Origin of the sequence: Mesorhizobium australafricanum (assembly GCF_033977265.1) — a bacterium.
In the GTDB taxonomy this organism is placed as follows: Bacteria; Pseudomonadota; Alphaproteobacteria; order Rhizobiales; family Rhizobiaceae; genus Mesorhizobium; species Mesorhizobium australafricanum.
Map to the genome: position 1 here is coordinate 20,435 of NZ_JAVIIT010000023.1, position 12,790 is coordinate 33,224.

General features: G+C 63.2%; 15 protein-coding genes and 1 pseudogene. 9 read left to right on the forward strand and 7 right to left on the reverse strand.

Features of this window, described 5'->3' with window-relative positions:
* Nucleotides 1-21: 21 nt before the first annotated feature.
* Entirely contained in the window at nt 22-558 is a 537-nt protein-coding gene (hemJ, locus tag RFM98_RS28450) for a protoporphyrinogen oxidase HemJ (protein WP_320311885.1), read from the reverse strand.
* On the reverse strand, nt 555-1,583 hold the full coding sequence (gene hemE, locus RFM98_RS28455) for a uroporphyrinogen decarboxylase (RefSeq protein ID WP_320311886.1): 1,029 nt from the start codon (nt 1,581-1,583) through the stop codon (nt 555-557). The genes hemJ and hemE overlap by 4 nt, the downstream gene beginning before the upstream one ends.
* A 401-nt stretch (nt 1,584-1,984) precedes the next feature.
* On the opposite strand from hemE, the gene RFM98_RS28460 reads away from it, so the two are divergent.
* The 5 genes from RFM98_RS28460 to dnaQ all read left to right on the forward strand — a co-directional run bounded on the left by RFM98_RS28460 (nt 1,985) and on the right by dnaQ (nt 5,927).
* Nucleotides 1,985-2,806, forward strand: coding sequence for a pyruvate, water dikinase regulatory protein (locus RFM98_RS28460; RefSeq protein ID WP_320311887.1), 822 nt, complete (start codon nt 1,985-1,987; stop codon nt 2,804-2,806).
* Nucleotides 2,807-3,113: 307 nt separating this feature from the next.
* Complete coding sequence (locus RFM98_RS28465) at nt 3,114-3,713, forward strand: Maf-like protein (RefSeq protein ID WP_320311888.1); 600 nt, start codon at nt 3,114-3,116, stop codon at nt 3,711-3,713.
* Nucleotides 3,706-4,539, forward strand: coding sequence for a shikimate dehydrogenase (locus RFM98_RS28470; RefSeq protein WP_320311889.1), 834 nt, complete (start codon nt 3,706-3,708; stop codon nt 4,537-4,539). The genes RFM98_RS28465 and RFM98_RS28470 overlap by 8 nt, the downstream gene beginning before the upstream one ends.
* A 4-nt stretch (nt 4,540-4,543) precedes the next feature.
* Nucleotides 4,544-5,149, forward strand: coding sequence for a dephospho-CoA kinase (gene coaE / locus RFM98_RS28475; RefSeq protein WP_320311890.1), 606 nt, complete (start codon nt 4,544-4,546; stop codon nt 5,147-5,149).
* Between the two features lie 73 nt (nt 5,150-5,222).
* Entirely contained in the window at nt 5,223-5,927 is a 705-nt protein-coding gene (dnaQ, locus tag RFM98_RS28480; protein ID WP_320311891.1) for a DNA polymerase III subunit epsilon, read from the forward strand.
* 156 nt (nt 5,928-6,083) lie between these two features.
* Here the strand turns inward: dnaQ and RFM98_RS28485 are convergent.
* From RFM98_RS28485 to RFM98_RS28495, 3 genes and pseudogenes are all read right to left on the reverse strand, one after another.
* Nucleotides 6,084-6,372: pseudogene (locus tag RFM98_RS28485) on the reverse strand (GIY-YIG nuclease family protein).
* A 241-nt stretch (nt 6,373-6,613) separates the two neighbouring features.
* The gene (gene secB, locus RFM98_RS28490) at nt 6,614-7,114 is read right to left on the reverse strand and encodes a protein-export chaperone SecB (RefSeq protein ID WP_320215781.1); all 501 of its coding nucleotides are present in this window, start codon (nt 7,112-7,114) and stop codon (nt 6,614-6,616) included.
* A 415-nt stretch (nt 7,115-7,529) separates the two neighbouring features.
* Nucleotides 7,530-8,024, reverse strand: coding sequence for an FxsA family protein (locus tag RFM98_RS28495; protein WP_320311892.1), 495 nt, complete (start codon nt 8,022-8,024; stop codon nt 7,530-7,532).
* A 201-nt stretch (nt 8,025-8,225) separates the two neighbouring features.
* Between RFM98_RS28495 and RFM98_RS28500 the strand changes: the two genes are divergently transcribed.
* From RFM98_RS28500 to RFM98_RS28515, 4 genes are all read left to right on the forward strand, one after another.
* Nucleotides 8,226-8,930 carry a Tim44/TimA family putative adaptor protein gene (locus RFM98_RS28500; RefSeq protein ID WP_320311893.1) on the forward strand — a complete coding sequence of 235 codons (705 nt, stop codon included), beginning with the start codon at nt 8,226-8,228 and terminating at the stop codon, nt 8,928-8,930.
* 135 nt (nt 8,931-9,065) lie between these two features.
* Nucleotides 9,066-10,169: a murein transglycosylase A gene (gene mltA, locus RFM98_RS28505; protein ID WP_320311894.1), complete on the forward strand. Its 1,104-nt coding sequence runs from the start codon at nt 9,066-9,068 to the stop codon at nt 10,167-10,169.
* Nucleotides 10,166-10,690 carry a Smr/MutS family protein gene (locus tag RFM98_RS28510; RefSeq protein WP_320311895.1) on the forward strand — a complete coding sequence of 175 codons (525 nt, stop codon included), beginning with the start codon at nt 10,166-10,168 and terminating at the stop codon, nt 10,688-10,690. The genes mltA and RFM98_RS28510 overlap by 4 nt, the downstream gene beginning before the upstream one ends.
* A gap of 25 nt (nt 10,691-10,715) precedes the next feature.
* The gene (locus RFM98_RS28515; RefSeq protein WP_320311896.1) at nt 10,716-11,078 is read left to right on the forward strand and encodes a helix-turn-helix domain-containing protein; all 363 of its coding nucleotides are present in this window, start codon (nt 10,716-10,718) and stop codon (nt 11,076-11,078) included.
* Nucleotides 11,079-11,479: 401 nt separating this feature from the next.
* On the opposite strand, the gene RFM98_RS28520 is transcribed toward RFM98_RS28515, so the two are convergent.
* Together RFM98_RS28520 and RFM98_RS28525 are read right to left on the reverse strand one after the other, a co-directional pair.
* The gene (locus RFM98_RS28520) at nt 11,480-11,728 is read right to left on the reverse strand and encodes a hypothetical protein (RefSeq protein WP_320311897.1); all 249 of its coding nucleotides are present in this window, start codon (nt 11,726-11,728) and stop codon (nt 11,480-11,482) included.
* A 309-nt stretch (nt 11,729-12,037) separates the two neighbouring features.
* Nucleotides 12,038-12,655 (reverse strand): transglutaminase-like cysteine peptidase, encoded by a 618-nt coding sequence (locus RFM98_RS28525; RefSeq protein ID WP_320311898.1) that lies wholly within the window; start codon nt 12,653-12,655, stop codon nt 12,038-12,040.
* Between the last annotated feature and the right edge of the window lie 135 nt (nt 12,656-12,790).

Below are 12,790 nucleotides of genomic sequence, written 5' to 3' on the forward strand. Positions count from 1 at the left end.
GGGGCTGGATCCGGGGAAGCCTCAGAACGGCTTCACGATGACCAGGATGACGATGACGATCATCAGCAATGTGGGTATCTCATTGACGATCCGCCAGTGCCTCGCCGGTTTTTCGTTCTTGTCCTCGGCGAATTTCCTGACCGCGCCGGCGAAGTAGCCGTGCAGCCCCGACAAGACGAGCACCAGCGCGATCTTGGTGTGCAGCCAGCCACCCTGGAATCCAAAGCCTTTCCAGGCCAGCCAAAGCCCGAACACCCAGGTCACGATCATCGCCGGATTGATGATGCCCCGCAGCAGCCGGCGCTCCATCACCTTGAAGGTCTCGGACTGCACCGAGCCCTTCTCGGCGTCGACGTGATAGACGAAAAGCCGCGGCAGATAGAGCATACCGGCCATCCAGGCGATAACGGCAATGACATGGACCGCCTTGGCCCACGGATAGAAACTGTCGGGCACCGCCAGATAGAGCAGCGCGGCGAGCACGACGAGAACGACAATGCCGATCACCATGCGCTTCATCGCATGGCCGGTGCTGTTGTCATTGCCTGCATTGCTCATCGGTGGCTCCTCACCATTTTCACCATCGCCTCGACATGCGCCAGCGGTGTTTCCGGCGTGACGCCGTGGCCGAGATTGAAGATCAGCGGCCCGCCACCCAAACTCCTCAGAATAGAATCGACGCCATCGGCCAGCGCCTTGCCCCCGGCAACCAGGCGCAGCGGATCGAGATTGCCTTGCACCGCCCCTTCGCGTTGCAACTCCCTTGCCATCGACAGCGGCACGGTCCAGTCGAGCCCGAGACCGGTGATGCCGGTCTTTGCCCTATAGTCGCGATAACGCTCGCCGGCGCCCTTGGGAAAACCGATCACCGGCACATCGGGGTAAACCGCCTTCACCTGCCGGACGATCTTGGCCACCGGCTCGACGCAGAAAGCCTCGAAAGACGGTTCGTCCAACACGCCCGACCATGAATCGAAGATCTGCACCACGTCGGCGCCGGCTTCGATCTGGCGGATGAGATAGGCCGCCGAATGATCGGCCAGCACCTTCAAAAGCTTTGCGAAGGCCTCGGGCTCGCGATAAGCGAAAAGCCGCGCCGGCCCTTGGTCCGGCGTGCCGTGGCCGGCAATCATATAGGTCGCCACCGTCCAGGGCGCGCCGCAGAAGCCGATCAGCGTCGTCTCAACCGGCAGCTTGGCGCGCAACCGGCGCACGGTCTCGTAGACCGGTTCGAGATTCACGTGAAACAAATCGCCGTTCAGCGCCGCAATCTCGGCCGCCGTGATCGGCTTCAGGATCGGTCCGCGGCCCTCTTCGAAACGAACATCCCGCCCGAGCGCATTGGGCACGACCAGAATGTCGGAGAACAGGATAGAGGCATCGAAGCCGAAGCGTTCGATCGGCTGCAGCGTCACTTCGACGGCAAGGTCCGGATCATAGCAGAGATCGAGGAAGGAGCCTGCCCGCTTCCTTGTCTCGCGATACTCGGGAAGATAGCGGCCTGCCTGTCGCATCATCCAGAGCGGCGGCGGTGAAACCGTCTCGCCCTTGAGGACGTCCAGCACGATCCGTTTCCCAGCCATCCAGCCCTCGCCCTCTCCAGTCCTTTAAATCAAATATCTATTTTAAAAGAGTCTTCTGATTCTAAGAGTCTGTTGGTTGTGATGGTTGCGACCTGTCCAGCCTGCGGCTCGAAAATGCCAGTCAGCATATTGTCGCGCGCTCGCTTTCGCAATTTGGAGGGATCTGGGGACGAAGCGGATTCAGGCTTTCGAGTCAAAAGCTTGGGCGTTTCGTTCCGAGCGTCGTGCTGTGGATGAAATCGGCCAAGAAAAGTTGATCCCCGGTTTTGTCCCCAGCGCCGCGACAAAGCCTACAGCGAGGCGAATTGTGGACAAGCAGCCATCTGATACAGTCGCTTTTTTACCCAAGGCCTTCCCATCCGGCCTTGTCCACAATTGCCCACAGCCTGGACCCATCCCCTGTGAACAAACCTCAGAGCTTCTTCCACCTGCACCTGATCTCCGACGCCACCGGCGAGACGCTGCTGGCGGCTGGCCGCGCCGCTTCGGCCCAGTACAAGGATGCGCGCGCCATCGAGCACATCTATCCGCTGATCCGCACCGAAAAGCAGGTCGCCAAGGTCTTCGAGGACATCGAGGAGGAGCCCGGCATCATTCTCTACACCGTGGTCGACCAGAAGCTCGCGCGCTCGATCGACGAGCGCTGCGCCACCATGGGCCTGCCTTGCGTCTCCGTGCTGGAGCCGGTGCTGACCGTCTTCCAATCCTATCTCGGCACGCCCGCCGGCCGCCGCGTCGGTGCCCAGCATGTGCTCGATGCCGAATATTTCCGCCGCATCGATGCGTTGAACTTCACCATGGAGCATGATGACGGCCAGCTGCCGGCCAATATGGACGATGCAGACATCGTGCTGATCGGCATCTCGCGCACCTCGAAGACGCCGACCAGCATCTATCTCGCCAATCGCGGCATCAAGACCGCCAACATCCCGATCGTGCTCGGCGTGCCGCTGCCCGAAAGCCTGATCGAGGCCAAGACGCCGCTGGTCGTTGGCCTCATCGCCACGGCCGAGCGCATCTCGCATGTCCGGCAAAACCGCATCCTCGGCAACAGCGCCGCCTTCGTGTCGACCGACTATATCGACCGGGCCGCGATCAACGAGGAGCTCGCCTATGCGCGCCAGCTCTGCACAAGGCATGGCTGGCCGATGATCGATGTCAGCCGTCGGTCCATCGAGGAAACGGCGGCCGCGATCGTTGCCCTGCGGGGAAAGACGCGGTAACTGGGATTGGCCGAGACGCCGGCCGCTTCGTCATCCTAGGGCGGAGCAAGGAGCGAAGCGACGCGGCGTAGACCCTAGGATCCATGCCGTGACGTCGACGCGCTGCGACGGTGTAGAATTCTGCTGCGCTGCGCCCCTCGGCTGAGGTTATGGCATGGATCCTAGAGTCTTCGCGACGGAGCTTCGCTCCTGCTTCGCCCTAGGATGACGAAGTTCGTAAGGCTTTGGCCATTCTCCAAAGTTTGTGCTGGACCCCCAGACAAACGATGGGTCAACAGGCGTCAGGGAGCTAGTTGGGCGAAAAACCATGGCCGAGAAAATCATCCTCGCTTCGGGCAGTCCGTACCGCAAGGCGATGCTCGTCAATGCCGGCCTCGACATCGAGGCGGTGCCGGCCGAAGTGGACGAGCGGGCGCTCGAGGCTCCGCTGAAGGACAGCGGCGTTTCGCCGGAGGATGTCGCTTCGATCCTGGCCGAGGCCAAGGCGACCGAGGTCAGCGAGCGCAAGCCAGGCTCCCTGGTGCTCGGCTGCGATCAGACGCTGTCGCTGGGCGACGAGATTTTTCACAAGCCCGCCGACATGGAAAGCGCGCGGCGTCATCTCCTGACGTTGTCGGGCAAGACTCATCAGCTCAACAGCGGCGCCGTGCTTTGCCGCAACGGCGAGGTGCTGTGGCGCCATGTCGGCGTCGCCAGCCTGACCATGCGCAAGCTCGATCCCGCCTTCATCGGCCGGCACCTGGCGCGCGTCGGCGCCAAGGCGCTGTCCAGCGTCGGCGCCTATCAGATCGAGGGCGAAGGCATCCAGCTCTTCGAGAAGATCGAGGGCGACTATTTCACCATCGTCGGCCTGCCGCTTCTGCTGGTGCTGCAGGAACTGCGCGCTTTGGGAGCGATCGATGGCTGAGAAAAAGGCCTTTGTCACCGGGCATCCGATCGCGCATTCGCGCTCGCCGAAGATCCACGGCCACTGGCTGGCGAAATACGGCATCGACGGCAGCTACCAGGCGCTCGACGTTCGGCCGCAAGATCTTGCCGCGTTCCTGGGATCGCTCCAGCAAAGCGGCCTCCGGGGCGGCAATGTCACCATCCCGCACAAGGAAACGGCCTTCGCGCTGGTCGACCGCCGCGACGAGGCGGCCGAGGCGATCGGCGCGGTCAACACGCTCTGGCTGGACGATGGCGTGCTTTGGGGCGGCAACACCGACGGGCTCGGCTTCGCCGGCAATCTCGACCAATATGCGCCGGGCTGGGCGGCGAACGGTCCGGCCGTGGTGCTGGGCGCCGGCGGCGCCGCCCGCGCCGTCATCCACGCGCTGAAACAACGCGGCGTGAAGGATATCCGCATCGTCAACCGCACGCTGCCGAGAGCGCTCGAACTCGCCGGGCGTTTCGGCGCCGGGGTTTCCGCGCATGGCGCGGATACGGTCGGCGAGCTGTCTGCCGATGCCGGCCTGCTCATCAACACCACCTCGCTCGGCATGCATGGCGATGCGACGCTCTCCGCCGATCCCGCCGGATTGCCGGACCATGCCATCGTCACCGACATCGTCTATGTGCCGCTGGAGACGCCTTTGCTTGCCGCCGCCAAGGCGCGCGGCCTGAAGACGGTCGATGGGCTCGGCATGCTGCTGCATCAGGCGGTACCCGGCTTCGAACGCTGGTTCGGCAGGAAGCCGGAGGTCACGTCCGAACTGCGGCGCATGATCGTCGCCGACATCGAGGGTCATTGACGGCATGATCGTGCTCGGCCTCACCGGATCGATCGGCATGGGCAAGTCGGCCACGGCCAAGATGTTCGCCGAGGCGGGCGTGCCGGTGCATGATTCCGATGAGACCGTGCATCGCCTTTATTCCGGCAAGGCCGCGCCGTTGGTCGAGGCTGCTTTCCCGGGCACGACGCAGGCGGGCGTGGTCGATCGCGTGAAGCTCGCCGGAAAGGTGCTCGCCGATCCCGCCGCGCTGAAGAAGCTGGAAGCGATCGTGCATCCGCTGGTGCGCGCCGACGCCGATGCGTTTCTGGCCAAGCATCGCGCCGCCGGCGTGCCGATAGCCGTGCTCGACATCCCGCTCCTGTACGAAACCGGCGCCCGCAACCGCGTCGACAAGGTCGTCGTCGTCACCGCTTCGCCCGAAATCCAGCGTGCCCGCGTGCTCGCCAGACCGGGCATGAGCGAGGAGAAGTTTTCGGCGATCCTGGCCAAGCAGGTGCCCGACGCCGAAAAGCGCCGCCAGGCCGATTTCATCATCGACACCGGGCACGGCTTTGAAGCCGCGCGAAAGGCGGTCGAGGCGATCGTCGCCGAAGTGGCGGGGGATAAGTCCGACAGGGACGTTTCCTGACGCCCGCTGACAGCAGTTCCTATTGCCATTTTGTTCCGGTTTGTGATTCTGCTCTTTGGAGCGATTGATTCGAATGCGTGAGATCATCTTCGATACCGAAACCACCGGCCTCGATTTGCGCGACGACCGCATCATCGAGCTCGGCGGCGTCGAGCTGGTCAACCGCTTCCCGACCGGCCGCACCTTTCACAAATTCATCAATCCGCAAGGCCGCGCGATCCACGCCGAGGCGCAAGCCGTGCACGGCATCAGCGCCGCCGACCTGGTCGGCAAGCCGACCTTTGCCGAGATCGCCGAAGAATGGCTGGCCTTCACCGACGGCGCTAGGCTGATCGCCCACAACGCCGCCTTCGACATCGGCTTCCTCAACCTCGAATTCAGCCGCCTTGATCAGGCGGCCATCGATCCTGGCAGGATAATCGACACGCTGGCGCTCGCGCGCCGCAAGCATCCGATGGGCCCGAACTCGCTGGACGCGCTCTGCCGGCGCTACGGCATCGACAACACCCGCCGCACTAAGCATGGCGCGTTGCTCGATTCCGAATTGCTGGCCGAGGTCTATATCGAGCTCATCGGCGGAAAGCAGGCGGCGCTGGTCCTCGAGGCAGTGTCGGTGCGGATGAACGGCGCCGGCGAGGTGGCCGATATCGACATTTCGGTCGGCGCCAGGCCGATTGCCCTACCGCCACGGTTGAGCGAAGCGGACCGCGCGGCCCATGCCGGGCTTGTCTCGACGCTCGGCGAAAAGGCGCTGTGGCTGAAGGTGGCGGTGGGTTGAGCCAGAGCGCCCGAACGTAGCCTGTCGAGATTAGCCGAAACTCTCGCCACTTCGTCATCCTAGGGCGGAGCAAGGAGCGAAGCGACGCGCGCAGACCCTAGGATCCATGCCGTGACAGTGGTGCTATGTTCCGGCGGTGCAAGAAACCGGACGGAGCTACCACCCTGTTCCACGGAAAAGCTCGAACCATTCCGGGTTGGTCTTCTCAATCAACTCGACCTTCCATTGTCGCGGCCAGCGCTTCAGTGACTTTTCGCGTTGGATGGCATCGGCAATGTCGAAATATTCTTCATACCGGACCAGTCGCTGCACGCTGTAGCGGCTGGTGAAACGTGAGCCAGCGCCCGCTTTGTGCTCCGGCATGCGGCGGCCAAGATCGTTGGTGACACCGATATAGATCGTGCCGCGCCTCTGGCTTGCGGTCATATAGAACGTAGCCGGTCATCGTTTCAGGGTAGCGAGCATTGATGCGGGTACAAGGCCATTCCTGATCCGTCGCATTTTACGGCTAATGTCACGGCATGGATCCTAGGGTCTGCGCGCGTCGCTTCGCTCCTTGCTCCGCCCTAGGATGACGTCCGGGGAGACCGCCTCGGCCAATCGCGAAGGTTGGCGCTGTCCCGCCAGCATCTTCAACAAAAAAGCCCGGCTTCACGCCGGGCTTTGAATGCGAAGCGGAAGGCCTCTCAGCTCACCTGAACCTTGCTCGCCGCCTGGTCCTCGGCGATGCGCTGCTGGAACATCTGCGCGAAATCGATCGGGTCGAGCATCAGCGGCGGGAAGCCGCCATTGCGGGTGGCGTCGGCGACGATCTGGCGCGCGAACGGGAACAGAAGCCGCGGGCATTCGATGAACAGGATCGGCAGCATGTGCTCCTGCGGGAAACCGCTGATGGCGAAGACGCCGCCATAGACCAGCTCGACATTGAACAGCACTTCCTGGTCGAACGAAGCCTTGGCGTTCAACGTCAGATTGACATCGAACTGCTTGTCCGAAAGCGGGTTGGCGTTGACGTTGACATTGATGGCGATGCCGGGAGCCTTGTCGCGGCCGCGCAGCGAATTCGGCGCGCCGGGGCTTTCGAAGGACAGGTCCTTCACATATTGGGCAAGCACATTGAGCGAGGGCTGGTTCTGGGTGCCGTTGCCGTTGGCGGCGCCCGTCGCGGCGTCATCGTTGCTGGCCATGAGCCTTTAGTCCTTTTGCCTGGGCAGCATTGCTGACCGGATTGAAATCGCGGGTTCGCTACCATGGTCGGCCGGACAAAACAAGTTTTGCACCTTTATCGGCGGGAGGAACGGGACAGCGCAAACGCTGGGGATTGGCCAAAGCCTCTCAACCTCGTCATTCCAGGGCGGAGCAGCCGCGAAGCGGCGTCGCGGAGACCCTGGAATCCATTCCGTGACCCTGATCAAAAGGCGCTGAGGACCAGAATTCTGCACCGCGGCAGCGCTCGGACGTCACGGAATGGATCCTCGGGTCTGCGCGGTACGCTTCGCTTCCCGCTCCGCCCGTGGATGACGATCGTCATGGCCGTTTCGGCCAATCTCCAAGGCATTCCACCTGGCCATGCAAACGACCGGTCAAAATCCTGTCGGGGAACTAATCGTTTTTCAGCCGCCGCCACGGCGAATTGTGATCCGGCCGGTTCGGATAATCGTCGCGCGAATAGTCGCTGTCGTCGAGATCGATGACATCGTCGCGCCGGCGCGCCGAAAAGCCGCTGCTGAAGCTGGTCGCCATGACGATGCGGCTCTTGAGCAGCCGCCAGGCGAAGTCGCGCACCGGCGGCAACAAGAGAAGAATGGCGAAGATATCGGTGATGAAGCCCGGAATGATCAGCAGGATCGCCGCCAGAACGATCATCGCGCCATGCGCGAGCTGGCGGCTGGGGTCGCGCCCGGCATCCATTTCCGTGCGCACCCGCGTCATGACGCCAAAACCCTGATGCCGCAGAAGCAGGCTGCCGGCGACGCTGGAAAGGATGACCAGCCCGACCGTCGCCAAAGCGCCAATTTCGCGGCCGACAATCACGAAGCCGGCGATCTCCAGAAGCGGCAGCAGGAGCAGGAACAGCGGGATGAACGAAATGCGCAAGTCTTGACCGATCGCTTTCTTCTTTTGCGGCGCTCGCGGACAATCGCCGCTGGCCTTGGCGCCTTTAGATAGGTATGGCTGCCTTTGATTTGAATGATAGCGCCTGCCGTTCTATATGCTTTGAGTGTTCAACGCTATGCGACCGCGGCCTCGGTAAGGTTATGCCGGTCGGGCAAGACAGGGATCGAGTTGGCGGAAAATATGGGTTTCTTCGACTTCGGCACGATTTTCTTCCTGATTGCGGCGGTTGTGATCTTTTTCCAGCTGCGCAACGTGCTTGGACGTCGCACCGGAAGCGAGCGTCCGCCCTTCGATCCCTATTCGGCCAGCCGCACGCGCGAGGCTGATGCGGCGAAATCCGAGAATGTGGTGTCGCTTCCGCGCAAGCGCATGCCGGGAGAAACCGCGGCCGAGACCTATGCCGATATCGACGCCTTCGCCAAGCCCGACACCGATCTCAACAAAGGCCTGCGCACGATCAAGGACAATGACGCGTCCTTCGAACCGAAGGGCTTCGTCGACGGCGCCAAGATGGCTTACGAGATGATCGTCATGGCCTATGCCGATGGCGACCGTAAGGCGCTGAAGAATCTGCTGTCGCGCGAAGTCTATGACGGCTTCGTCGCGGCGATCGGCGAACGCGAGGCGAAATCGGAAAAGATCCAGTCGTCCTTCGTCGGCATCGACAAGGCCGACATCGTCGCCGCCGAAATGAAGGGCTCGGAAGCGCATATCACGCTGCGCGTCGTCTCCGAGCTGATCTCGGCGACCCGCGACAAGGCCGGCGCCGTCATCGACGGCGACCCGGAAACCGTGGCCGAGGTCAAGGATGTCTGGACCTTCGCCCGCGACACCCGCTCGCGCGACCCGAACTGGAAGCTCGTCGCCACCGAAGAAGAAGATTGACCTAGAGCATGATGCCGAAAAGTGTGGAGCGGTTTTCGGACGACATCATGCTCCATCTCTTTGAATTAGAGGCGGATTCAGATTTCAGGTCGAACAGACCTGAAATCATCTGGCTCTAGGCGGCGGGGCTCGGTCGTGCCGCTCTCTCCCATATTCAGCGAAAAATCTTTTGATGACCTGGCCGGCTGGAGCGGGGATGACCACGCCGCGGCCTTCGCCGCGTTTCGCCGCTCGGCGTTCCACGCGCCCGTAAAACCTTATCGCACCGGATCGCTCGGCGTCGATTTCAACGCCTTTGCCGAAGCCTATGCCGAGGCGCGAGCCGTTTCGGCGCCGAATCGGTCGGAAGCGCGATCCTTCTTCGAACGGCATTTCGTTCCGATGCTGGTGAAGGCCGACAATGGCTCGGGTCTCGTCACCGGCTTTTACGAACCCGAGGTCGAAGCCTCGCCGGTCAGGACGGAGCGGTTCGTCGTGCCGCTGCTTTCCCGCCCCGCCGACCTGGTCGACATCGACGACGACAACCGGCCGGCGGGAATGGACACCTATCTGGCCTTCGCCCGCAGGACGGATGGCGGTCCGGTCGAATATTTCGACCGCGGCGCGATCGAGCGGGGCGCGCTCGCCGGCAAAAATCTCGAAATCGCCTGGCTGGCGGAAAAGGTCGATGCGTTTTTCATCCATGTGCAGGGCGCGGCGCGGCTGAAGATGGCCGATGGCAGCCTTCGCCGCGTCACTTATGCCGCCAAGTCCGGCCAGCGCTTCACCGGCCCCGGCAAAATCTTGAGCGATCTCGGCGAAATCCCGCTGGAGAAGGTGACCATGCAGTCGATCCGCGCCTGGTTCAAGGCGCACACGGATCGGGTCGACGCGATCCTCTGGCAAAACCGCTCCTACATCTTCTTTCGCGAAGCGGCGGTCGACGACGCCTTGCTCGGTCCGATCGCCGCCGCCAAGGTGCCGCTGACGCCCGGCCGGTCGGTCGCGGTCGACCGCCTGCTGCACACCTTCGGCACGCCCTTCTATATCGACGCGCCCACGCTCACCGCCTTCGACGAAAAACCGTTCCGGCGGCTGATGATTGCGCAGGACACCGGCTCGGCCATCACCGGCCCGGCCCGGGGCGATCTCTTCGCCGGCTTCGGCGACGCCGCCGGCGCGATCGCCGGCGTGGTCCGCAACGCCGCCGACTTCTACGCGCTGGTGCCGCGCGGCCTGATCCATGGAGAGCGCCGGTGAGCCGCCGCGACGACCATCTCAGCGACGACGACCGCATCCTGTGGAACCTGGTGGCGCGTTCGGCCCGGCCCCTGAAAGGCAAGACCGCCGTCGAGATCCCCGACGTCATCGAGCCGAAGCCCGAGCCATCGCCGGGCCCTGTCAATGGCGCTCCGGCCGTCGTGGCGAAGCCGAAGACACAGCATGTCGCGCAGGCGCTGGACGACCAGACGCTGCACAAGCTGAAAAAAGGCCGGCTGCCGATCGAAGGCCGCGTCGACCTGCACGGCATGACTCAGGACGAGGCCTATTCGCTCCTGCTCACCTTCCTGCACCGCGCGCATGCCGGCGGCATCCGCTATGTGCTGATCATCACCGGCAAGGGTTCGTCCTCAGGCGGCGACGGCATCCTGCGCCGCGCCGTGCCGGCCTGGCTGGCAACGCCGGCCTTCCGGCATCTGGTGTCGAGCCACGATCACGCCGCCCGCAACCATGGCGGCTCGGGCGCGCTCTATGTGCGGTTGAGGCGGATACGGTCTTGAGCGGGCCAGCCGTGAGGAGGCACCAGTGACCCCGTTCGGCGAGAAGCTTCGGGCGCTGCGCGCCGAGCGCGGCGTCAGCCAGAAGGCGATGGCCGAGGCCATCGGCGTCAGCGCCGCCTATCTGTCGGCGCTCGAGCACGGCCGCCGTGGCGCGCCGACCTGGACGCTGATCCAGAAGATCATCGGCTATTTCAACATCATCTGGGACGATGCCGAGGACCTCGCCCGCCTCGCCGAGAACTCGCACCCAAGGATCAGGATCGACACGTCGGGCCTGTCGCCGGCGGCGACCGAATTGGCCAATCTTCTGGCCGAAAGCATCGGGAAGCTGGACGAGGCGGAGCTAAAGAAGATCACTGCGACGGTCCGCTCGGCGTTACGGGGATAATGCATGGCGCCCAGAAGTGTGCAGCGGTTCTGGGACAACGACATGCATCAAAACAAAGACTTAAAGCGCGTCGCCTGAATCCGGTTCAGCGCGACGCGCTTTAGCCGGCGACAAACATTCGCGGTCGGGGGAGCGGCGAAACCTCTCCTCGTCATCCTCGGGCTTGACCCGAGGATCCATGCCGTGACCTCCGCGAAGGGTGCGACGGAGTGGAATTCTGCACCGTCGAAACGTTTGAAGGTCACGGCATGGATCCCAGGGTCTGCGCTGCGTCGCTACGCTCCTTGCTTCGCCCTGGGATGACGAAGCCGCATGAGCTGAGGTTTCGCCTGCTGCCACGCCCAGCACCGCTCTTGGCCGTCGGTGCTTGGGCTTGCTTGATCTGAAGAGGTGCCAACCGATCAAGGCTTGCCGGCGCCGTTGGTGCTGCCGCCGTTGGAGCTGCCGCGGCCGCCATTGCCGTGATGGTCGCGGCCACCGTTACCGCCGCCCAGGCAGTTCGAGTCGCCGACGCTGCAGCAGCGACCGCTCCACAAATCATTGAGATTGGTCTTGGCGCAGCTTTTGACGGTCTGGTCCGCCAGGGCCGAGCCGGTCAGGGCCGATGCCGCGACGGCGGCAAGCAGGGTGTTGCGCAGGAAAGCAGTCATTTGAATTCTCCATGGTTGGGTTTCTGTTCACGGCTGTGTGTCGCTCGCCGGACGGAAACGGTTCATGGAGTTGTGCGAAAAATTTTCGAAGGCCCATGGCCTTCGTCATCCACGGGCGGAGCGGAAGCGAAGCGGACGCGCAGACCCGAGGATCAATGCCGTGACCTTGGCCGAAGAGTGCACCGACGCAGAATTCTGCATGGTCGAGACGCTCGAAGGTCACGGCATGGATCCCAGGGTTCTACGCTGCGTCGCTACGCTCCTTGCTTCGCCCTGGGATGACGAAGCCGGGTGAGCCGAGGCTTTCGCCTACTGCACGGAGCCGACCAGCACCGCCTGGCCGTCGCGGATCGAGACCCAGCGGCCGGTGTTGTCGATCGCTTGCCGCTTGAGGAAGCGGTAGCCTGTCGCATCCCAGGCTTTGACCTTGTCGGTCAGATTGTCGAGCACGTAGTCGCCTCTGTCGGTGCGCACCGTCAAAACGGAATGGCCTTCGCCGTCCGGCTTGCGCACGACGGTGATCAAGAGATCGGCCAGCGACATGCCCATGCGGTAGAGCTCGCGGCGCTTCTCCAGCACATAGTCCTCGCAGTCGCCATAGCCATTGTCCGGATAGGTCCAGACTTCGTCCTTGCCGTAATTGTCGAGGTCGCTCATCGGCTTGACGGCGGCGTTGACCCTGGCGCTCACGCTGACCAGCCTGCGCCACAGGCCGTCCGTCATTTTGGCCGGCGCCAGGTCGGCCGGACGGATGTTGCATTCGCCCGGACGCGATTTGCAGAAATCATAGTGGCCGATCGGCTGCGAGGTCAGGCCTCCGGTGGCCATCGCGCCAGCCGCCCAGGCGGGCACTGCCCAATGCGCAGAGATCGCCAGCCCTGCGACTGCACACAAGCGCAGTATCCGCGTCATCGCTGAGGAAGTCATTGTCCCCGCCCCGTTCTTTATTAACGAAACGTTAAAGGCGATTTACAGTCCGTGTCAATTGGAGACGACGGCTAGTTTGACGGCATGGTTACCTGGGCGATCCCGTAGCGGCACTTTCGCAACAGAGGCGACGGC

Coding starts and splice junctions, on each gene's coding strand:
- RFM98_RS28525 (WP_320311898.1), bottom strand. CDS start 12,655: ATGACTTCCTCAGCGATGACGCGGATACTGCGCTTGTGTGCAGTCGCA.
- RFM98_RS28465 (WP_320311888.1), top strand. CDS start 3,114: ATGGCCGAGAAAATCATCCTCGCTTCGGGCAGTCCGTACCGCAAGGCG.
- coaE (WP_320311890.1), top strand. CDS start 4,544: ATGATCGTGCTCGGCCTCACCGGATCGATCGGCATGGGCAAGTCGGCC.
- dnaQ (WP_320311891.1), top strand. CDS start 5,223: ATGCGTGAGATCATCTTCGATACCGAAACCACCGGCCTCGATTTGCGC.
- RFM98_RS28500 (WP_320311893.1), top strand. CDS start 8,226: ATGGGTTTCTTCGACTTCGGCACGATTTTCTTCCTGATTGCGGCGGTT.
- RFM98_RS28470 (WP_320311889.1), top strand. CDS start 3,706: ATGGCTGAGAAAAAGGCCTTTGTCACCGGGCATCCGATCGCGCATTCG.
- hemJ (WP_320311885.1), bottom strand. CDS start 558: ATGAGCAATGCAGGCAATGACAACAGCACCGGCCATGCGATGAAGCGC.
- hemE (WP_320311886.1), bottom strand. CDS start 1,583: ATGGCTGGGAAACGGATCGTGCTGGACGTCCTCAAGGGCGAGACGGTT.
- RFM98_RS28520 (WP_320311897.1), bottom strand. CDS start 11,728: ATGACTGCTTTCCTGCGCAACACCCTGCTTGCCGCCGTCGCGGCATCG.
- secB (WP_320215781.1), bottom strand. CDS start 7,114: ATGGCCAGCAACGATGACGCCGCGACGGGCGCCGCCAACGGCAACGGC.